The organism is Acinetobacter tibetensis, assembly GCF_023824315.1.
GTDB classification, from domain to species: Bacteria; Pseudomonadota; Gammaproteobacteria; order Pseudomonadales; family Moraxellaceae; genus Acinetobacter; species Acinetobacter tibetensis.
Genome location: NZ_CP098732.1, coordinates 1,105,492 through 1,126,006, shown reverse-complemented (window position 1 = coordinate 1,126,006; position 20,515 = coordinate 1,105,492). Strand labels below are relative to the sequence as shown.

At 39.7% G+C, this 20,515-nt stretch carries 18 protein-coding genes and 3 pseudogenes; 7 read left to right on the top strand and 14 right to left on the bottom strand.

Annotated features, from left to right (window positions below; all coding sequences use genetic code 11):
* Nucleotides 1-89 precede the first annotated feature (89 nt).
* Nucleotides 90-581, top strand: coding sequence for an Lrp/AsnC family transcriptional regulator (locus M5E07_RS05440; protein WP_116759222.1), 492 nt, complete (start codon nucleotides 90-92; stop codon nucleotides 579-581).
* A 75-nt stretch (nucleotides 582-656) separates the two neighbouring features.
* On the opposite strand, the gene M5E07_RS05435 is transcribed toward M5E07_RS05440, so the two are convergent.
* Both M5E07_RS05435 and M5E07_RS05430 read right to left on the bottom strand, forming a co-directional pair.
* Nucleotides 657-2,189: a pyridoxal phosphate-dependent decarboxylase family protein gene (locus M5E07_RS05435; protein WP_252222711.1), complete on the bottom strand. Its 1,533-nt coding sequence runs from the start codon at nucleotides 2,187-2,189 to the stop codon at nucleotides 657-659.
* Complete coding sequence (locus M5E07_RS05430) at nucleotides 2,189-3,565, bottom strand: diaminobutyrate--2-oxoglutarate transaminase (RefSeq protein ID WP_104441753.1); 1,377 nt, start codon at nucleotides 3,563-3,565, stop codon at nucleotides 2,189-2,191. The genes M5E07_RS05435 and M5E07_RS05430 overlap by 1 nt, the downstream gene beginning before the upstream one ends.
* A 470-nt stretch (nucleotides 3,566-4,035) precedes the next feature.
* Here M5E07_RS05430 and M5E07_RS05425 point away from each other — a divergent pair, with 470 nt between their 5' ends.
* The 3 genes and pseudogenes from M5E07_RS05425 to M5E07_RS05420 all read left to right on the top strand — a co-directional run bounded on the left by M5E07_RS05425 (nucleotide 4,036) and on the right by M5E07_RS05420 (nucleotide 5,588).
* A complete protein-coding gene (locus M5E07_RS05425) occupies nucleotides 4,036-4,740 on the top strand; it encodes an SIMPL domain-containing protein (protein ID WP_252222708.1) in 705 nt (234 codons plus the stop codon).
* An 18-nt stretch (nucleotides 4,741-4,758) separates the two neighbouring features.
* Nucleotides 4,759-4,863, top strand: a pseudogene (locus M5E07_RS16385) (hypothetical protein); the annotation flags it as partial.
* 128 nt (nucleotides 4,864-4,991) lie between these two features.
* Nucleotides 4,992-5,588, top strand: a complete 597-nt coding sequence (locus M5E07_RS05420) for a phosphatase PAP2 family protein (RefSeq protein ID WP_252222705.1) — start codon at nucleotides 4,992-4,994, stop codon at nucleotides 5,586-5,588.
* A 51-nt stretch (nucleotides 5,589-5,639) separates the two neighbouring features.
* Here M5E07_RS05420 and proB read toward each other — a convergent pair whose 3' ends face one another.
* The 11 genes and pseudogenes from proB to uvrB all read right to left on the bottom strand — a co-directional run bounded on the left by proB (nucleotide 5,640) and on the right by uvrB (nucleotide 17,026).
* The gene (gene proB / locus M5E07_RS05415; RefSeq protein WP_252222702.1) at nucleotides 5,640-6,773 is read right to left on the bottom strand and encodes a glutamate 5-kinase; all 1,134 of its coding nucleotides are present in this window, start codon (nucleotides 6,771-6,773) and stop codon (nucleotides 5,640-5,642) included.
* A gap of 24 nt (nucleotides 6,774-6,797) precedes the next feature.
* Nucleotides 6,798-8,018, bottom strand: a complete 1,221-nt coding sequence (cgtA, locus tag M5E07_RS05410) for an Obg family GTPase CgtA (RefSeq protein ID WP_116759218.1) — start codon at nucleotides 8,016-8,018, stop codon at nucleotides 6,798-6,800.
* A gap of 263 nt (nucleotides 8,019-8,281) precedes the next feature.
* Entirely contained in the window at nucleotides 8,282-8,656 is a 375-nt protein-coding gene (locus M5E07_RS05405) for a winged helix-turn-helix transcriptional regulator (protein WP_252222699.1), read from the bottom strand.
* 167 nt (nucleotides 8,657-8,823) lie between these two features.
* On the bottom strand, nucleotides 8,824-9,498 hold the full coding sequence (locus M5E07_RS05400) for a hypothetical protein (protein WP_252222696.1): 675 nt from the start codon (nucleotides 9,496-9,498) through the stop codon (nucleotides 8,824-8,826).
* Nucleotides 9,499-9,508: 10 nt separating this feature from the next.
* Entirely contained in the window at nucleotides 9,509-10,228 is a 720-nt protein-coding gene (locus M5E07_RS05395) for an MFS transporter (RefSeq protein WP_252222693.1), read from the bottom strand.
* A gap of 293 nt (nucleotides 10,229-10,521) precedes the next feature.
* Nucleotides 10,522-11,979 (bottom strand): glyceraldehyde-3-phosphate dehydrogenase, encoded by a 1,458-nt coding sequence (locus M5E07_RS05390; RefSeq protein ID WP_116759214.1) that lies wholly within the window; start codon nucleotides 11,977-11,979, stop codon nucleotides 10,522-10,524.
* 284 nt (nucleotides 11,980-12,263) lie between these two features.
* Nucleotides 12,264-13,199, bottom strand: coding sequence for an EamA family transporter RarD (gene rarD, locus M5E07_RS05385; protein WP_252222690.1), 936 nt, complete (start codon nucleotides 13,197-13,199; stop codon nucleotides 12,264-12,266).
* Nucleotides 13,200-13,358: 159 nt separating this feature from the next.
* Nucleotides 13,359-13,742: pseudogene (locus M5E07_RS05380) on the bottom strand (transposase); the annotation flags it as partial.
* Between the two features lie 34 nt (nucleotides 13,743-13,776).
* Entirely contained in the window at nucleotides 13,777-14,187 is a 411-nt protein-coding gene (locus M5E07_RS05375) for a transposase family protein (RefSeq protein ID WP_080754119.1), read from the bottom strand.
* Between the two features lie 72 nt (nucleotides 14,188-14,259).
* Nucleotides 14,260-14,856: a lipocalin family protein gene (locus M5E07_RS05370; protein WP_252222686.1), complete on the bottom strand. Its 597-nt coding sequence runs from the start codon at nucleotides 14,854-14,856 to the stop codon at nucleotides 14,260-14,262.
* Between the two features lie 124 nt (nucleotides 14,857-14,980).
* Nucleotides 14,981-17,026 (bottom strand): excinuclease ABC subunit UvrB, encoded by a 2,046-nt coding sequence (uvrB, locus tag M5E07_RS05365; protein ID WP_252223708.1) that lies wholly within the window; start codon nucleotides 17,024-17,026, stop codon nucleotides 14,981-14,983.
* Between the two features lie 221 nt (nucleotides 17,027-17,247).
* On the opposite strand from uvrB, the gene M5E07_RS05360 reads away from it, so the two are divergent.
* Both M5E07_RS05360 and M5E07_RS05355 read left to right on the top strand, forming a co-directional pair.
* On the top strand, nucleotides 17,248-18,039 hold the full coding sequence (locus tag M5E07_RS05360; protein ID WP_252222683.1) for an A1S_2505 family phage non-structural protein: 792 nt from the start codon (nucleotides 17,248-17,250) through the stop codon (nucleotides 18,037-18,039).
* A gap of 353 nt (nucleotides 18,040-18,392) precedes the next feature.
* Nucleotides 18,393-18,665: pseudogene (locus tag M5E07_RS05355) on the top strand (diguanylate cyclase domain-containing protein); the annotation flags it as partial.
* A 155-nt stretch (nucleotides 18,666-18,820) separates the two neighbouring features.
* Here M5E07_RS05355 and M5E07_RS05350 read toward each other — a convergent pair.
* Nucleotides 18,821-19,003 carry a hypothetical protein gene (locus M5E07_RS05350; RefSeq protein ID WP_252222680.1) on the bottom strand — a complete coding sequence of 61 codons (183 nt, stop codon included), beginning with the start codon at nucleotides 19,001-19,003 and terminating at the stop codon, nucleotides 18,821-18,823.
* A 207-nt stretch (nucleotides 19,004-19,210) separates the two neighbouring features.
* On the opposite strand from M5E07_RS05350, the gene M5E07_RS05345 reads away from it, so the two are divergent.
* Nucleotides 19,211-20,446, top strand: a complete 1,236-nt coding sequence (locus M5E07_RS05345; protein WP_116759209.1) for a pyridoxal phosphate-dependent aminotransferase — start codon at nucleotides 19,211-19,213, stop codon at nucleotides 20,444-20,446.
* Nucleotides 20,447-20,515: the final 69 nt, after the last annotated feature.

Below are 20,515 nucleotides of genomic sequence, written 5' to 3'. Positions count from 1 at the left end.
ATATTTCATCTAGCCCGTAAATTTCGTGCATAATGAAACCGAATTTTAATAAAAATACAAGATTTGTGTATCACAAAGGGATTTTATGCATGGATAAGTTCGACTGGCAAATCATTCAAGCACTACAAAAAAATGGACGGCTCACCAATCAGGAAATTGGCGACTTAATTGGTTTATCTGCATCGCAATGTTCGAGAAGACGACAGCTACTGGAGCAAAAAGGCATTATTTTAGGCTATACCGCTCGCATACAGCAGCAAGCTTTAGGCATGGAAGTGACCGCCATGATTCATATTAACTTAAGAACACATGAAGCATCTTCCCAACAGGCCTTTCAAGAGCTCATCGAAGCGGAAGACAATATTCAGGATGCCTTTTCGATCAGTGGCGATGCAGATTTTATTCTGAAAGTAGTGGCTGAAAACTTAGAGCAACTTTCCCATTTTGTAACAGAACGCTTATTAACCTATTCTTTTATTGGGCACATTAAATCTTACATTGTTTTGAAAAAAATCAAGGAACAGAATCACTTTTTGCTGAAATCGAAAAGTTATAACCACCATCATGTACATTCAGCTTAACTATTTTTCTCTCTATCACATATAAAAAATAAAAAAGCCTGGAAAATTCCAGGCTTTCTTTGAACAACATGACAATTAGTCAATCGCTGGCGTATAAGTACCTGCTTGAATAGGACCTTTAATACGATCCGCTTCTGCAAGAACAAGAGACAGCAAGTTCTGTACGTTTTCTAGTGTAGCAACAGGGCTCAGCGTCGTCATTTTCAATGATTGCACCTGACCCACTTTAGTTACACCAATATTCGCTTCACCACGTGCAAACAGTTCGTCAGCAACGTTTTGGTTCAATGTATCCAACAACTCTACAGGATAGTTTGCTGGTACTACACGGAACAATACAGAAGCAAATTGTGGTTCAACTAAAAGCTCAAGACCTTCTGTTGCTTTAATATAATCTGCAACATCACGAGTCAATTTAACACCGTGATCGATCATTGAACCATAAAGCTCTTCACCTAAAGCTTCTACTGTCATCCACAATTTCAACGCATCAAAACGACGAGTTGTTTGTAAAGATTTCGATACTAGGTTTGGAACACCATGCTCTTCATCATAGGCTGAGTTTAAGTATTCAGCTTCATAATGCATGAAACGATAGTTCGCTTCATCTTTAAGCAAGAATGCACCACAAGAAATAGTTTGGAAATAGTGCTTATGGAAATCAAGCGTAATCGAGTCAGACAACTCAATCCCATCTAACATCGAACGGTAATCGTTCGATAAAATCAGTGCACCACCCCATGCCGCATCGATATGCATCCACGCGCCAAATTTGTTGGTGATTTCACGAATTTTCTTCAATGGATCAATTGCACCTGCATCGGTTGTGCCCGCAGTTGCAACCACACACGCCACGATTTTACCTTCTGACTGTAAATGCACCATGGTTTTTTCTAGGGCATCAACATCCATTTGAGCATTTTCATTTACAGGAACCGTCACAACAGACTGGAAGCCCATGCCCATCATTGCCATGTTCTTTTGCACAGAGAAATGTGCATTTTCAGAACAAATGACTTTAACGTTTTTCATGGCTTCTGCTGGAATACCATCGCGCTGTACAGACCACGGATTACCGTTTTCGTCTTTCCAGTTTTTCGAGATGCAAGCATCACGCGCAAGTAGTACACCCATCAAGTTAGACTGTGTACCACCAGAAGTGAACACACCTGCTTGACCTGCACCATAACCGACTTTTTGACGAAGCCAATCAATTAATTGAACTTCCATCAAAGAACCCGCTGGGCTTTGATCCCATGAGTCCATAGATTGGTTGGTTGCATTAATCAAAACTTCTGCAATTTGGCTTGCAACCATGGTTGGGCAATGCAAATGTGCGAGAGAATGAGGGTGATGTACTTTTAAGCTTTTATTTAAGAAAAGCTCAACCATACGATCTAATGACTTTTGTACACCCAAACCTTCTGGGGTTGGATTAAAAGCAATTGCATTACGTAATTCCTTAATGCTACCGCCTGTGTACATTTTGTCATTTTGCAACCATGCCGCTACCGCTTTGGTAGCTTGCTCCATTGCTGACTCATAGTCAGCAATGGATTGGGCATCATTGCAGAGTAACGCTTTACGGTGTTCTGCAAAATCAACCATTATTGAGCGCCTCGCACAGCAACAAGCGCTTCAGCAATTGCTTTCTTAAAGCGAGCAATCACTTCTACACATTCTTCTTGCGTAATGATTAATGGGCAAAGTAAACGAATCACTGTACCGTTACGACCACCTTTTTCTAACAAAAGTTTGTTATCAAAGCATGCCGCTTGAATTGCTGCTGCCAATTGACCGTCTGCTGGTAAAGAACCCATATGGTCAGCTGGTTTACGCTCATCAACGATTTCAACACCAATCATTAAACCACGGCCACGAACGTTACCAATACATGGGAATTCTTGTGCTAATTTTTTCAATTCAGCTTGTAAGAAATCACCACGCTCTTGTGCATTTTGCGCTAAGTTCTGCTCAGTAATCGTTTTTAATACGACTAAGCCAGTACCCATTGCCAACTGGTTACCACGGAAAGTACCCGTGTGACCCGCTGGTTGCCATGCATCAAACTTGCGTTTAATACCTAGCACTGCAAGTGGTAAGCCACCACCAACAGCTTTTGACATTACAACTACATCTGGTTCAATACCTGCATGTTCATAGGCAAACATTTTACCTGAACGAGCAAAGCCTGCTTGAACTTCGTCAAGAATTAATACGATATTGTGCTTTTCAGTCACTTCACGGATTTTTTTCAACCATTTGGTTGGCGCTGTCACAACACCGCCTTCACCTTGAATCGCTTCAAGAATAACTGCTGCTGGCTTAGTGACACCGCTTTCAACATCTTCAATGAAGTTTTCGAAGAAATACGTTAACGCATCAACACCCGCTTCACCACCTAAACCCAGTGGGCAACGGTATTCATGCGGATATGGCATAAACTGTACGCCTGGCATTAAACCATTCACAGCATTTTTAGCAGACAAATTACCTGTCATTGCCAAAGAACCATGTGTCATACCATGATAACCGCCAGAGAAGCTGATTACTGAGCTACGACCTGTATAAGTCTTCGCTAGTTTAATTGCTGCTTCCGTCGCATCTGCACCAGATGGACCACAGAACTGTAAACAGTACTCTTCTTTACCGCCTGGAAGATACGAAAGCAGGGCTTCCGTGAAAGCATCTTTCAACGGTGTAGTTAAATCTAAAGTATGTAATGGAATGCCGCTTGTCAGTGTATCTTGAATACTTTGAACGACCGCAGGATGATTATGGCCTAATGCCAATGTTCCTGCCCCAGCTAAACAATCAAGGTACTCTGTACCTTCAACATCGGTAACCCAGCAACCTAATGCTTTTGCTATCGCTAACGGTAATTTACGTGGATAGCTACGAACATTGGATTCCATCTGACTTTGGCGAGTCAAATAGTATTCGTTAGTAGAATTAGTGGCAGGGTTTACAGAAGAAACGCTCATATCGAATTACCATCTCTGATATGGGTTGAAAGAAATAAGTCTGGTGACTTGCGGTCCTTTGACTCGGTGCTTTATAGAATCTAGTTAGACAATATTTAAATAAATAACTAGGAGCGGCATGATACCGAATTTTTCAAGAAAATAAACAACTTTTAGCAAATATCCGCCCTAATTTTTTGAAATAAACTGTAGACCTAACCAGTCCTTTCATTATCATCTTACATTGTGACAAGTGAAAGAAAATATGAGTTTTTTTACTTTTTATAAATTTCATTATTTTATCATTTTATTTATTGCTCTTTAGAAAATTAAGCCATTGATTTAAGAATATTTAATTTAAGTATTTCTAGCTTGATTTTAATGCAAAAATTTACAAACTCACCACAATTCCTGCAAAAGTTCCCCATGAACTGCCCTTACCATTGATCTAATCAAATAAGTTTGAAAAATTCAAATAAAGGTTACTTCTTATGCGCCATTTTGTACTTTCTTCCCTCCTCTTAGGTGGCTTATTCAGCAGCACTACTTTTGCACAGCAAACAGAAGCTTTGAATTACAATTTAGTGAACGTACAAGCCGAAGCATCACGTCAAGTTTCCAATGACGAAATGCATGCTGTACTTTATATTGAAAAGAGCAATAAACAACCTGCTGAGCTGGCAACTCAAATCACTCAACTCATGAATCAGGCGATTGCGACTTCGCGTAAGTACCCAAATGTAAAAGTTGAAACTGGGTCTCAAACCACCTATCCAATTTATGACAATGATAGTCGCAAATTAAAAGAATGGCGTGGCCGTGCTGAAATTCAAATTGAAAGTACTGACTTTAAAGCTGCGAGTCAGTTAGTGAATGAATTACAGCAAAACTTTCAAACGCAATCGATCAACTTTACCGTTTCAGATGCTCAGCGTAAAAAAGTTGAAAATGAACTCATGATTGAAGCTTCTAAAAACTTCCAACAACGCGCACAGTTATTGAGTCAGTCATGGAATAAATCAGGCTACAATTTAGTCAATTTAAACTTAAACACCAGTAACAACTACCCTCAGCCGATCATGATGCGTAGCAGTATGGCAAAATTTGCCGATGCAGAAGCAGCACCAATGCCTGAAGTTGCAGCAGGTGAATCTAAAATTACTGTGAATGCGAACGGTACAGTTCAGTTTAAATAATTTTAGATTGAACTTTAAAATGTGTTTGATCAACAATATTTAACACATTCTACCGATTCGACTAGCGGTAAATATGTAGGGCAATCACGTACTTTCTACCTACAAACGTCATTTGATTTTTAAAGTTAATCACGCCTGACTCAGGTATCCTGCAACATTTAAAAAAGACTACAATTCTGTGGTCTTTTTTATTTTAACAATATGACAAAATTATGACCCTCTTCTGTACTTTATAAACACCATCCACTTTCATGACTCTTTCTGAACTCAATCTCTCGCTTTTTTCATGGATTAATGTATCTCCTGAAGCCAGTAATGCCAGCATTAATTTTGCCATTTTCATTGCCAATGACTTACTCTATTGCATGATTGCGCTTTTTGCTTGGTTTTGGTTACGCGGTGACTACCAAATAAAAAAACAAATTCTTAAAGCTTTTATTTTTACCAGTATTGTCATTTTCATCAGTCAGTGTATTTCACACATCTACTATCATCCACGCCCTTTTGTGATGGATGTCGGACGAACTTTGATTTATCACTCACCCAATGGCTCTTTTCCTAGCGATCATATGCTCATTTTTAGCAGTATTGCTTTTTCTTATTTCTTTTCAACTTACCGTAAACTTGGCATTTTCTTAATTATGCTGGCTTGGTTGGTCGCATGGTCACGCATTTATGTAGGTGTTCATTTTCCTTTAGATATGCTCGGTGCCTTTGTTCTGGCTTTTGCGTTGAATTTGTTTGGTTTAACGCTCTGGAATCGCTATAAAGAAAAACTGATGGAATGGGTACTGACGCTTCATTTCTACTTGTTTAAGCCCCTAATTCAAAAAGGCTATATTAAATAATTTGGTCTTAAAATAAAAAATCCCGCTCGAAAGCGGGATTTTTAAAATCATTTAGTAAATTGCCATATGATCACGATGAATCATCTCAAGCGAACGTGCTTCGCCCAAAACTTGATAAACTTTATCTGAAGACAAACCTTTGACCAATTCAGCCGAACGCGAACTAAAATTAACCCGCCCAACCGCGACGCGATAGCCAGAAGGATCAACACACTCCACAACATCGCCACGGTCAAAATGCCCTTCAACCGCTTTCACACCCACAGGTAGCAAACTACGATGATTGTCTTTAATGGCTTTAACCGCACCATCATCTAAAATTAGACGTCCCGCAGTTTGCAAATGTGCGGCCAACCATTGCTGATGCGCGGTAATACGGTCATTGTCTGTGATAAACAACGTACCCAACATTTCACCTGCCATTAAACGGGCAAGCACTTGATCACTTTCACCACTCGCAATCAGGGTCGGACAACCTGACTTGGCCGCCAGTCGTGCTGCGCGAACTTTGGTGAGCATACCACCACGACCAAATTTGCCTCCGCCACCAGCCATATCGAATAAACTTTCATCTAAAGCCCGCACGGTATGGAATAGTTTTGCATTTGGGTTTGAGCGTGGATCAGAATCAAACATACCTTGCTGATCCGTTAAGATAATCAACAAATCAGCATGGACTTGACCTGCAACCATCGCCGCAAGCGTATCATTATCACCAAAACGAATTTCGTCAGTTGAAACTGTGTCATTCTCATTGATGACTGGAATCACGCGCCAATCAATTAAATTCTGCAAAGCATCACAAGAGTTTAGGTAACGACGACGATCCGCAAGATCATCATGGGTTAAAAGTACTTGTGCTGTTTGAATGTTGTGCTGTTCGAGTACACTTGACCATGTATGGATTAAGCCCATTTGACCAATTGCAGCACATGCCTGAAGACTGGGTAGATCGGTGGGTCGATTCTCTAGCTTCATTCGAACCATACCTTCAGCCACAGCACCAGAGGAGACAAGAATAATTTCATGTCCAGCTTGATGTAGATCTGCAATTTGTTTCGCCCAATGCGAAATTGCATCTAAATCTAAGCCTTGCCCATTTGCTGTGAGTAAAGATGATCCGATTTTAACAACGATACGCTTTAAAGCCTTGAGCTGACGTTGCCCATCTACCACTTCTATCATCTTGTCCTCAGTTACATGTTGTTCTTAACGAACGTAAAACACTTCCATATCGCTGTCGTCGCCATCTTCATCATTATCGTCTTCATCATCGTCCAATAGACCAGCAAGACGCTGTTGACGACGCATTTCACGATAAGCTTCTTTAGCGGCAATGGTTTGTTCACGTGTTTCAGCTTCTAGCTGATCACGGAATGCTTTCACTTCTGCTGCGTATTCAGGATCTTCAAGTTCGCGTTCGCGTTGTTGCTCAATTTGATCCATTAGATAGTACACAACTGGTTTTGTCCCTTCAGACATCAAACCTGAAGTTTTAAATACAGGGCCATCCCACTGCATTTCATCTAGGATATGCTGACACCATTCATCACGCGTATCGTCTGCGAGCTGATCGACTTTGTTTAAAACCAGCACGATTGGCAGCTTTGAAAGTGTCGGAGAGAATTTTTTCAACTCAGCCAAAATCGCTTTAGCATTATATGCAGGATCTGAACCATCGATAGGTTGTACATCTACAATGTGCAATAAGATACGCGTACGTGCCAAATGCTTAAGGAAACGAATACCAAGACCCGCACCTTCTGAAGCACCTTCAATTAGCCCTGGAATATCCGCCATGACAAATGAACGATGGCTGTCCGCATCGACTACACCTAGGTTTGGCACCATCGTAGTAAACGGATAATCTGCAACTTTAGGTTTTGCTGCTGATACTGCACGAATAAAGGTTGATTTACCTGCATTTGGCATACCCAATAGACCAACGTCTGCCAATACTTTAAGTTCTAGGCGAATTTCACGGAATTCACCTTTAAAACCATGGGTACATTTACGCGGTGTACGGTTGGTTGATGATTTAAAGTGAGTATTACCTAAACCACCATCACCGCCAGCGGCAACAAGCACACGCTGACCATTTTCAACCAAGTCACCAATAATGTCGCCAGAATCTGTATCAACAATGGTTGTACCCACAGGAACCATTAATACAGTGTCTTCACCACCACGGCCTGCACAGTTTGCACCACGGCCATTTTTAGCACGTTCCGCACGGAAGCGGCGGGTATAACGGAAGTCTACAAGGGTACTGGTATTATCATCAGCTTGAATATAAACGCTGCCACCACGACCACCATCACCACCGTCTGGACCACCAAAAGGTACGAATTTTTCACGGCGAAAACTGGCTACGCCATTGCCACCGTCGCCAGCCTCTACGGTAATGACTGCTTCATCAACAAAGCGCATACTGCCAATCCTCTAAAATCTTTAAAACCGCTTATTGTGCCACATTTTAAAGCATTTCTCGAATAGTATTATTCAACTAAATATGAATTTCCCTCATTATTTTTATAGTCCTGCTTATTTTTATGTTTGTTTTACATTGATTTATTGAAAATAATCTTTAAATAGCTGAAACATTAAATTTTAATTTAATGGTTCACTCAAAGTCGAACTCATTTAGCGTGTTATATGACACTCAAGCATAAACTACTGAATGAGCCATGAATTTAGATATTTATTTTAGGTTTCTGTTCTAAAATTTCAGGTAAATTTCGCTCTATCCAATAAATGAATTCATTGACCTTTGCCGCAACCTGCGAACCTATAATCGTCAATTGATACTCCACTTTCGGTGGTACAATTGGATATACGGTACGTAAAATAAAACCATCTTGTTCTAATATTTTAAGGGTTTGCGACAACATTTTTTCACTAATCCCCTCAATTTTTACTTTTAATTCACTGAAACGATGCACACCTTCACTTAAACAATGCAGCACTAATAGTGACCATTTACTGGAAAGATGCTCAAGTATTTCGCGGGAAGGACAAGCTGTCGACAAAACCTGACCCAATAACTTACTGGTTACATACGTACTCATAAACTCCCCTCAGTGCAGTAGCTGCTTACTTTTCTTATCTATACTTTCATTCGGTAAGCTATCAGATTAATCTTTAACCATCAAGGAAGTGATTCATTCTTTTCCAAGCCTAGAGTAGATAAACCACATCTAAAATGTCCATTGAAGTTATGGATATTGAGCGTTATTCAAGGATGAATATGATGTACAGGCAAATGCATATTCAGCTCTAAATTGACTAAAGTTTTTCGTACGGCGTTGTACATAGTGGCATCAAAACTGGCAATACGATCCATTTTCATTGGGTCATTCAAGTTCAGTTGCGGTGAAAAACGGTGGACTACGTGTAAACCAACACGCTCATCAAACTCGAAGTAAACAGGTCCATCAAATTGAATCTTCACAGGAATGGTGTAGGCACGTTTAAGTTCAAATGGCACATCCAACTGAACAGGAATATCGAGTTTCAAAGGGAACTTGGGCAACAATTGATTTTGATAAATTAAATCGGTCGTCGTTTCTACAGGCATTAACTGATCAATACGGATCATGGTTTGATAGTCAATATTCACGGTAATCGGTGTTTCTATTTCGAATTTTAAATCTGCAAGATATTTTCCTTTCAAAGGTAGATTCAGTTGACGATCAATATCTATTTGCGTATTCAACTTGCCTTGAGAGTGAATATCTAAATAGTTACCTACATGAATTTTGGTTGCTAAAGCATCTGGCAACATAATTTCCGAACGATGTGTCGAAATTTGCATAGAGGCAATCACGTTCAAATACAACCAGAACAAAATCGCTATCGCGACGACTAGCCCAATAAAACTGAAACACCAAAAACGATAGGAAGAAAACACGACTTACCTCCTATTCAGCTCGAACCAACTGCGGTTGTTCAAACTGTGCTGATGAGAGCTTTAACGTATTCAAAGGAACTTTTAATTCCCCCTTCTGAATTTTCACAGGCAAGGTATTTTGTACATCCACTGTGGCATTTAAAGCAGTCTTGATTGGGACATTCAATTGTCCTTGTACAGGAATCTCTGTCTTTAATGTGGCATTTAACGGAATATGCAAATTCTCTTTCAGTACCGTTCGTACGGGTGCATCAAACTTTAAGTGCACATTTTGTTCTAATGGCACATTAATATGAATCGGCACATCTAGATTGATTGGAATTGAGCCTTTTAACGGTAAGCTGATGTTTTGCCCCATAATCACCACATTTACACGCGTATCGATGGGTAAATTTTGCTGTACCTTTAAAGTTTCCTGCACAGGAATCATGGTTTTAATGGGGACTTGGCTATCAAAATAAACTCGTGGAGTCAATGTCTGTGCTAAAGGAATGTCTAACTGTTCTTTAATTGGAATTTCAGCACGAATTTTCCCTGAGACATTCACATCCAAAGCATCATGAATTTTAACTTTCGCTTGTAGTGGTTCTTGCAGGTCAATATTCACATCTTGATTGTTCAGCGGAATATAAATATTGAAATGTTGAAACACCCAAATTGCGAGTAAGACACCGCTGAGGGTCGCTAACCCCAAAAATGCCAAACCAGCAAGCACTCTTTTTATTTGCAATGACTTAATCCTTTAAGTTCGTTTTTTTAATTGACTCAATTCATTTGAGTCATTCTAGGGACAACCACTTTACTCAGATCAAGCAATCATCACATCTATTTTGATATGCCAGATCAGCACCAGCATAACGTATTAAATTTAATACTACTAATTTTGTCGGAATTATTGCATTGACCTGATTTGCATACACCTTGTTATTTAAGTCAACTAAAAAACTCTTTTTGGACACTTAAGAACTGTAGAGACAAAAAAAGAGCTTCATTACTGAAGCTCTTTTTTCTTAACTGAACAAATTATGCATTTGTTTCAGCAGGAACTTTTGGATAGCTTACGCCGCCCATTTGTTCAGCAATACGTAATACTTGGCAGCTATAACCTACTTCGTTGTCATACCATACGTATGCAGTTAAGCGGTTGCCTGAAGTGATTGTCGCTTGCGCGTCAAATACCCCCGCAGTACGCGAACCAATGAAGTCAGAAGATACAACTTCCGTCGAGTTGGTATAACCAATCTGACCTTGAAGGCTAGAGCTGATTGAGATTTTACGAATGTATTCATTCACTTCATCACGATCAACTTCTTTATCTAAAGTTAAGTTTAAAATCGCAAGTGAAACGTTTGGTGTTGGAACACGTACAGAGTTACCTGTTAATTTACCTTGAAGTGCTGGAAGTGCTTTCGCAACTGCTTTAGCCGCACCAGTTTCAGTAATTACCATGTTCAAAGTCGCAGCACGACCACGACGATCCGCTTTGTGGTAGTTGTCGATTAAGTTCTGGTCGTTTGTGAACGAGTGAACTGTTTCAACGTGACCATTTAACACTGTGTATTTGTCATGTAATACTTTCAATGTTGGCGTGATTGCGTTGGTTGTACAGCTTGCAGCTGAGATGATTTGATCTTCATCCAGAATGTCTGCTTGGTTAACACCGAACACTACGTTTTTCATGTCACCTTTACCAGGTGCAGTTAAAATTACGCGTGCAGCACCTGGGCAGTTAAGGTGTTGTGCAAGACCTTCTGCATCACGCCATTTACCCGTGTTGTCAATCACCAACGCATTGGTAATACCATAATCGGTATAATCAACTTCAGTTGGATTTGACGCATAAATAACTTTGATGAATTGACCGTTTGCAATGATTGCTTCGTTTTCTTCATCTACAGAAATCGTACCAGAAAATGGACCATGAATTGAGTCACGGCGTAATAAAGACGCACGTTTTTCTAAATCACCATCAGATGACTTACGAACCACAATCGCTTTTAGGTTCAAACCACGGCCAAGGCCAGACTGACCAATCATTAAACGTGCAAGAATACGACCGATACGACCAAAACCGTAAAGGACAACGTCACGACCTTCTACTGAAGTCGCACGACCTTCTACAGATTTAACAGCCGCTGCAACAAATGCATCAACATCGCCACCTTGCTCTTTAAATGCAACGGCTAATTTACCTAAATCAATTTCAGCAGTACCGATATTTTCAATTTTCGCCAATGCTTGAAGAATTGGGAACGTATGTACAACTGAAAGCTCAACGTCCATCATACGAGTGAAACGGTGCGCTTTTAAAATTTGCATAACTGAACGGTTAACTAAAGAACGTCCAAACACTGAAACCACAATATTTTTTTCACGGTAAAGCTTACCGATTAAAGCAATCATTTGTTCCGCGATTTCTTCACGGTTTTTCCAGCGACCTTGGTGCTCTGCATGTAGGGCGGTAATAGTCTCTTTGCTCACAGATACGTCCTCTAATTAAATTGTATATCTAGGCATAATTTTCAAAACGCGACAATTGTAAAGGAATTGTCAGCAAGATTGAATCAAAAGCTGGTGCAGCCGCTGCTATTTTCCTACATATTCATTATAAATTTACAAAATAGTTGTAATTTTCGATGTGATTTTACTTTTCGAGCCAAATTTAAGAAAAATCGGTTCAAATAAAAAAGAGCGGAAACAGAAAAAATAGAGATTTCCCCCTGTAAAAGCACATCAACTTAAATCAGGTTTTACACCGACTTCTCTTATAATTGATCATTTATACGTGCATCCGTTTTTGCAATATTACGTTCAAGATTGCGCTTTTGACGCTGCTGCTTGTACAAATGCAAACACCCTTCAATCACCAAGACCAACACCGCACACCAAATTGGAATATAAGTCAGCCATTCTTCTGGGGCAACTTGCTCACCCAAAGCAATGGATGCGGCAGCCAACAATACAGGTTCTAAGTAACTGAGCAGACCAAATAAAACAAAAGGTAAAAAACGGCTCGCCAGAATATAACTTCCCAAGCCAAGCGCACTTAAAAAACCCAAACCAATAATCGCCCAGATTAAATGTGGGTAGTGTTCAATGATGCTTAAAGCTTCTGCATCGGACAACAGATAAAAAGCAATCGGTAAAACTAAAAATAAATCCCACCAAAAACCACCTAAGTGATCTGATTTGAATAGTCGGCGTAAATAAAAATATAAAGGGTATGCCAAAGCAACATACAGTGTTTCCCACGCAACACTACCGATGCGCCAAATCTCATGTATGACACCTAGTGCCGCCAAAATGACTGCCAGTAATTGCCAACGGGAAAGCTTTTCTTTATGTAATACACATCCGATCAACACCATAACCAAAGGCAATAAAAAATATCCTAAAGATACTTCTAAACCACGCCCATTGATTGGCCCCCAGAGGAATAGCCACAACTGCGATGTACACAATAAAGAACTAATGAACAGCCAAAGTAGATAAATTGGATTTTGAAAAACTTTTTTGAATAATTCAGCAATAAGCTTGAGTTCGCCTGACCACCACATAAACAGGGTTAAAAAAGGTAACGTCGACAACATACGCCAAGCGAAAGTATGTTCGCTATCTAAGGGTTTTAAAAATTCAGTATAACCGTAAAGCACGCCAAAAGTGACGGATGCCAATACCGACAGTGCTACGCCTTTATACATCTTTTCACCCAAACGATTTGCTGGGCTTAGTATACCGATAAGTTAAATAAAATACGTCCCCATTAAAATAACTTTCACACAAGTCACGGCTTAAATTTTGTCGAATTATTAATCGTTAAAATAGGCTTTAAGCCTTAAAAATTAGATCTCTTTCATAACTCATTTTTCATTCAATTCTAAGTTGTAAATTCCAGCAATTAAATTGAATCTTAAACCGAGCCTTTTCCCTCTATTTCGATAGCGCTCTGAAAGTATTTTGAAGGTCTTGAGTACACCAAATACATGTTCAATTCCTATTCTTCTTTTATTGATTTCACGGTTGTGTTGTTTTAATACAGGATCTAATTTACATCCTCGTTTTGCTTTTATTGGTATTAAACTTTTTTCATAAATCGCATAGATCCCTTGATAACCTTTATCCGCTAATACAAACGATTCTTTTGGAATTAAATGCTGATTTCTTTTAAATAATTCAAAGTCGTGTACTGCACCTTTGCACATACATAAACTTAGGATTTGCTGTGTTTTATAGTGAATGATCGCTTGTACTTTAAACGTATGTGCCTTTTGCTTGCCGCTATAGCTTTTCTTCTGTTTTTTTAGGACGTTGTACGACTATTTCTGTTGCATCTACGATAACAACATCCCAATCTAAACCTCCACCAACAGGTAATTTTTTCGGTAAATTAAATTTCTTAGAGCGGATTAAACAGTCTTCTGTATAGCGAACAATTCTTGAAGCTGTTGCTTCTGACACACCATAAGTCATTCCAACATGGAATAAAGTACGGTACTCACGCCAATAGCTCAAACAGAGAAGCAATTGGTCTTCTATGGATAATTTAGAGGGTCGCCCTGTTGATGATAAATGAAGATTGAGTACATCAATCATCACTTTATAAGTAGACCAAGATATTCCTGTTAGGCGTTTGAACTGAGGATCAGTCAGTTTCTGTATATCAATATATTTCATGCATAAATTATGCATGAAATATCAAAAAATGTCGGTGCAGAATTACAGCAAATGATTGTTCGGTTTATGAGTTATGCAAGTTGTCTATTATTTTGGTTTGACTTTACTGTGTGTTGTTCGAATTAAATCACTCAAATCATAACCCAGTGTTTTGGCATATTCTAAATATTCATTGATGACTTCAGGCTTCGCTTCTGGTGTACGCGAGAGTACCCACATGTATTTTCGGCGTGGTTCACCGACTAACACCGTTTGATAGTCATCATCCAGTTTTAAAATCCAATAATCCCCTCGTGCCACAGGGATCCAACGTGCTGCTTCTGGCAGGAAACTTACCTGTAACTTAGAATTAAAAGGCGGATTCTTAACAAAAGCCTCACCTATCGCCTGCTGTAAGATGCCATCTTTTGAATAACACCGATTATCCACACTTACATTACCATTTTCATTTAAGGTATAGGTTGCTGAAATATCTCTTGCACATTTGTTTTGAAAATACATGGGCTTGCGTGCAACTTCATACCAAACACCCAAATAACGATCTAATTCAACCTTTTCCACCACAGGCATAGGTTTGGTTTGCGCATAGGCCAAAGTCGCTGCGCCCAACCCCACCAAGATTGCCCCACCAATCACAATTTTTGTAATACGCCAGCTTGCTTTAGGAAGATTATTTTTACGCATAACTACATATCCTTTAAAAAGATTGATTTAGTCAAAGCCCAAATTTAATTTCTTAAAAAATAGCGGGCTTTGACCCGACACACTGTAGTGTTATGTAATGATTTTGCAGAACACGTGTGTGAACTCATCGCAGCAATTGGGCTTTAAGGCGCACAATTTCATCTCGCAAACGTGCTGCCTGTTCAAACTGCAACTCTTTCGATGCTTTTAACATCTCTTTTTCCAGTTTTGCCATGTGTTTACTGAACAACTTTGGATTCGACAAAATATGTTGTTCATCCGCAGACAATGCTTGAGCCTGATCTGCAATATTGGCATCAATCTGGTCATCATTGAGTACTTCACCAGTGTCAATTTCCCTAACAACCTGACGTACAGCACTACGCGGAGTAATACCATGCTCCAAATTAAACTCAATTTGTTTGGCACGACGACGGTCGGTTTCATCAATCGCCTTTTGCATAGAATCGGTGATACGATCTGCATACAAAATAGCCTTACCTTTTAAATTACGTGCGGCACGACCAATGGTTTGAATCAAGGCACGTTCTGAGCGTAAGAAACCCTCTTTATCTGCATCCAAAATTGCGACCAAAGACACTTCGGGCATGTCTAAGCCTTCGCGTAACAAGTTAATCCCCACCAAAACATCATGAATACCTGAACGTAATTCGTGAATAATTTTAACGCGCTCAACTGTATCAATATCTGAATGTAAATACGCGACTTTCACACCATATTCTTTTAAATATGAAGTCAAATCTTCTGCCATACGCTTGGTTAATGTCGTCACCAAAACACGTTCATTAAATTCTTTACGAATATTAATTTCAGACAGTACATCATCCACTTGGGTCAACACTGGACGGATTTCGATTTCAGGATCAACCAATCCTGTTGGTCGTACTACTTGTTCAACCACTTGTTCCGATTTTTCTAATTCATACTTTGCTGGGGTTGCACTCACATAGATAGTGCTCGGAACAATGCGCTCCCATTCTTCAAATTTCATTGGACGGTTATCTAGCGCGCTTGGCAAACGGAAGCCATAGTTCACCAGATTCTCTTTACGTGAGCGGTCACCCTTATACATAGCGCCAATTTGCGGCACAGTCACATGCGACTCATCAATAATTAACAAGGCATCATCAGGGATATAATCAAACAAGGTGGGCGGTGCCTCCCCTGATGGTCGTCCAGATAAATGACGTGAATAGTTTTCAATGCCATTGGTATAACCCAACTGTTGCATCATTTCCAAATCATAACGGGTGCGCTGTTCAATTCGCTGTGCTTCTAGCAATTTGTCGTGTTCACGGAAAAATACCAAACGCTCTTTTAGTTCTTCTCGAATGGTACCAATCGCACGCTCAAGATTCTCTTTGGGTGTCACATAATGGCTTTTCGGATAAATCGTGACGCGTGGAACTTTTCTAATCATTTTCCCTGTTAATGGATCAAACCAACGAATCGAATCGACCTCATCATCAAATAACTCAATACGAATTGCATGTTGATCCGATTCGGCAGGGAAAATATCAATGATTTCGCCACGGATACGATAAGTCGCACGTAAAAATTCTAATTCGTTACGGCTATATTGCATTTCAACCAGACGACGAATAATCTCATCTCGGTTCATTCGGTCGCCCTGCACAATATGTAACAACATACTCATGTAGGCATTGGGATCACCCAAACCATAAATGGCAGAAACCGAAGCCACAATAATGGCATCCCGACGTTCAAGCAAAGCCCGTGTTGCAGACAAACGCATCTGATCAATATGATCATTAATCGCGGCATCTTTTTCAATAAAAGTATCTGAAGACGGTACATACGCTTCTGGCTGGTAGTAATCGTAATAACTGACGAAATACTCAACCGCATTATTCGGGAAAAATGCTTTAAATTCACCATAAAGCTGCGCAGCTAAAGTCTTGTTATGTGCCATGATAATAGTCGGACGTTGCGTCTGAGCAATTACATTTGCCATGGTGTAAGTTTTACCAGACCCTGTCACCCCAAGTAACAATTGATTCCGATAACCTTGTTCAACACCATGTACCAGTTTTTCAATCGCCTGTGGCTGATCCCCAGCAGGTTGAAACTGAGTCACCAAATCAAAAGGTTGTTGGCTATCTTGCACAGGTTTTTGACGCTCTTGCATGGTTTCCATCTTCGGCACACTTATGACTTAACATAGTATGGGGGCAGTTGAGCAACATGCAACATGCATTCTTGGACTTTCGCATGAGGCAGACTGAATATTTAGCGTCTTGTTTAAATGAACCCTATAAATAATCTATTTAAAAAAGCACAGCCTGCTACTTGACCCATGCCCTATTCAGTTGCAACATGAATCAATAATGATGATTAGATAAAATACTTATGCGCTACCATTACCATGATGAAACCATTGTTAAAAGTTTACCTGAAGATACCGTGTTTGTTTTTGGCAGTAATATGGCGGGTACGCATGCGGGTGGTGCTGCTAAAATCGCTTTGTTACATTTTGGTGCCATGAAAGGTGCAGGACGAGGCTGGGCAGGTCAAAGCTATGCTATTCCGACCATGAATGAACATTTACAACAAATGCCGCTTTCACAGATTCAGCATTATATTGATGATTTTAAAATTTATACTCAGCATCATCCTAAAACCAAATACTTCATTACTTCCGTAGGTTGTGGCGTTGCAGGTTACAAAGTTGAAGAAATTGCACCGATGTTTAAAGGCATTTCTCATAATGTCATTTTTCCTGCCTCATTCCGTCCTTTTGTGGAACAAACTTTACCTAAATTACGTCAAGCGTTCTTAAAAGCGGTCTTGCAAGACCACGTCATTTTCCCAAGCGAAGCTCTTGATCAAGTGATTGAACAACTCCCATTGGCAGACAATGAAAAAAGTCTGGCACAAATTATTTTGAATACGCCAATGTATCCAACTGATAGCAATGGACGAGATCGCATTTTCGAAATTGAAGATATTTTGCACAATCTAAATGAAAAAGAATTTCGTATCGACTCACCTTTAGAAAGCCGTATGGTCATTGGCGGTGTCATACTTGCGTTACTCGAGCTTTACAACATCAATGAGCAAGATTTCCTCGATGTTTGGAATCATCAACGCGAAATAGCCGCACCTAAACCAGAAAATAAAGCCCGAAGATCAGTTCACTAATTCAGCACCATCAACATGGGGATGTGTTGAAAATAAAGTTCAGACAACCCCATTTTATGGCAAGTTTAATGCCAAAATCATCACAAAATAAGATGTAATACTTTTATTCATCACATGATTTAAAAATGAAAAAATTATCCCTATACGAAGCTCAACTTAAATAATAAATATGAGCAATTCATGGAATTACTCGATTCCTCAATTTTTGAATTAGCCTCCATCGCCATGTGGCTAGAAGACTTTAGTGAGGTCAAAAAACAATTTGATCTTTGGTAAGCGCAAGGCATCCAAGACCTCCAACAATTTTTACTCGAAGATGAGTCATGCGTCTTAGAGTGCGCGCGTAAAATTAAAATATTACAGCACGTAAAAAAGCCGAAAATTATCTGGAATATTTGGGCAAACATGATGTCTTGACCAAACTTTATAATCGCTCATTTTACACCAAAGAAATGAACCACTTAGAACATAGCCTCTTACGCCCCGTTTCCTGTATTTTCCTTGACATGAATGGTTTAAAAGAAGTCAACAACAGTTTAGGACATGATGTTGGTGATGGACTGCTTCGACGCACGGGTGGAATATTAAATCAACTCATTCAAAACACCTTATATTACTCGTCCCGAACATGCGATAGTCAAACTGCATGGACACATTGAAGACATACTTAAACACGCAGATCAAATGATGTATCTAAATAAAGAACAGTATTATGAGCACAATGAATGTCGTGCACGTTAATTTTCCCCATAAAAAAAGAAGTGCATATGCACTTCTTTTTTTAACGTTTACCCATTGAACGTCGTGTACCGCGTGGTGGCATCCAAGTTCGATCTGCATATTGCTCTGGTTTTGGGCGCACCTGATTATGTGCGACATCATCGTCAGCACCTTGCTCAGCATTTGGCATTGGGAATGGGAGATTCACCAAAGTTTTTTTAGAAGTAGGCTGTTGCTTACTCATGTCCATCACTCTCATCAAATTGGGCTTATTTTAAAGTTTTTTTCATAAAGATGCGAGAAACTTCCTAATTCTGTACATTTTTGAAAATGATGCTTCGAAATTGAATTTTTTTATGTGTTTGAGCTTATTTTAAACGACGTAGTCATTGTTTTTAGGCTAAGATATTGTGCTTTTTATTTTTTACCCTCCATAAGAAGGAATAACGCCGTGGACGTACGTCTATCTGATCGTGTAAATGCCATCAAACCGTCCCCTACACTAGCTGTGACCAACAAAGCTGCTGAACTTAAAGCTGCTGGTAAAAATGTCATTGGCTTGGGAGCTGGTGAACCAGATTTTGACACCCCGCAACACATCAAAGATGCCGCTATTGCAGCAATTAACAACGGTTTTACTAAATATACCGCTGTCGATGGTACGCCAGGCCTTAAAAAAGCAATTATCGCAAAATTTAAACGCGACAATAATCTTGACTACCAAGCGAACCAAATTTTGGTTTCTTGTGGTGGTAAACAATCTTTCTTTAACTTGGCATTGGCTTTGTTAAACAAAGGTGATGAAGTGATTATTCCTGCACCTTTCTGGGTAAGCTATCCAGACATGGTGATTATTGCTGAAGGTACACCTGTCATTGTGAAATGTGGTGAAGAACAACGTTTCAAAATCACACCAGAACAATTAGAAGCTGCAATCACTGAAAAAACGCGTTTAGTGGTACTCAACAGCCCATCTAACCCAACAGGTATGATTTATACCAAAGCTGAACTTGAAGCTTTAGCTGATGTATTACGTCGTCACCCACAAGTATTTGTTGCATCTGATGACATGTACGAACCAATCCGTTGGGATGATGAGTTTTACAACATCGCCACTGTTGCCCCAGACTTATATGACCGTACAATCGTATTAAACGGTGTGTCTAAAGCCTATGCAATGACTGGCTGGCGCATTGGCTATGCAGCGGGTCCTGCAAAAATCATTGGCGCAATGAAAAAAATCCAATCTCAATCAACGTCTAACCCAACTTCAATTTCGCAAGTTGCGGCCGAAGCTGCATTGAATGGTCCTCAAGACGTACTTGAGCCAATGATTGAAGCTTTCAAACGTCGTCATGACTTAGTTGTAAACGGCTTAAATGAAATCAACGGTATTTCATGCTTACCTGCCGATGGTGCATTCTATGCTTATGCCAACATCCGTCCGTTAATTCGTGCAAAAGGCTTAAAATCTTGCACAGAATTCTCAGAATGGTTGTTGGAAGAAACTGGTGTAGCTGTAGTTCCTGGCGATGCATTCGGTCTTGGCGGTTTCATGCGTATCTCTTACGCAACTGCTGACGAAGTGCTTGTAGATGCGCTTGCACGTATTAAGAAAGCTGCAGATTCAATCGAAGGCGTTGATGCTGCGATTGCCTCAATCGAAGCTGAAAAAGCTGCAAAATAATCTAGCCGATTATTTTAAAAAAAGAGCTCAAATTTATTTGGGCTCTTTTTTTTATTTTCATATTTTGTC

Coding starts and splice junctions, on each gene's coding strand:
- M5E07_RS05350 (WP_252222680.1), bottom strand. CDS start 19,003: ATGAGTAAGCAACAGCCTACTTCTAAAAAAACTTTGGTGAATCTCCCA.
- M5E07_RS05430 (WP_104441753.1), bottom strand. CDS start 3,565: ATGAGCGTTTCTTCTGTAAACCCTGCCACTAATTCTACTAACGAATAC.
- M5E07_RS05425 (WP_252222708.1), top strand. CDS start 4,036: ATGCGCCATTTTGTACTTTCTTCCCTCCTCTTAGGTGGCTTATTCAGC.
- M5E07_RS05360 (WP_252222683.1), top strand. CDS start 17,248: ATGCGCTACCATTACCATGATGAAACCATTGTTAAAAGTTTACCTGAA.
- M5E07_RS05375 (WP_080754119.1), bottom strand. CDS start 14,187: ATGCATAATTTATGCATGAAATATATTGATATACAGAAACTGACTGAT.
- M5E07_RS05420 (WP_252222705.1), top strand. CDS start 4,992: ATGACTCTTTCTGAACTCAATCTCTCGCTTTTTTCATGGATTAATGTA.
- proB (WP_252222702.1), bottom strand. CDS start 6,773: ATGATAGAAGTGGTAGATGGGCAACGTCAGCTCAAGGCTTTAAAGCGT.
- rarD (WP_252222690.1), bottom strand. CDS start 13,199: ATGTATAAAGGCGTAGCACTGTCGGTATTGGCATCCGTCACTTTTGGC.
- M5E07_RS05440 (WP_116759222.1), top strand. CDS start 90: ATGGATAAGTTCGACTGGCAAATCATTCAAGCACTACAAAAAAATGGA.
- uvrB (WP_252223708.1), bottom strand. CDS start 17,026: ATGCAAGAGCGTCAAAAACCTGTGCAAGATAGCCAACAACCTTTTGAT.
- M5E07_RS05370 (WP_252222686.1), bottom strand. CDS start 14,856: ATGCGTAAAAATAATCTTCCTAAAGCAAGCTGGCGTATTACAAAAATT.
- M5E07_RS05435 (WP_252222711.1), bottom strand. CDS start 2,189: ATGGTTGATTTTGCAGAACACCGTAAAGCGTTACTCTGCAATGATGCC.
- M5E07_RS05405 (WP_252222699.1), bottom strand. CDS start 8,656: ATGAGTACGTATGTAACCAGTAAGTTATTGGGTCAGGTTTTGTCGACA.
- cgtA (WP_116759218.1), bottom strand. CDS start 8,018: ATGCGCTTTGTTGATGAAGCAGTCATTACCGTAGAGGCTGGCGACGGT.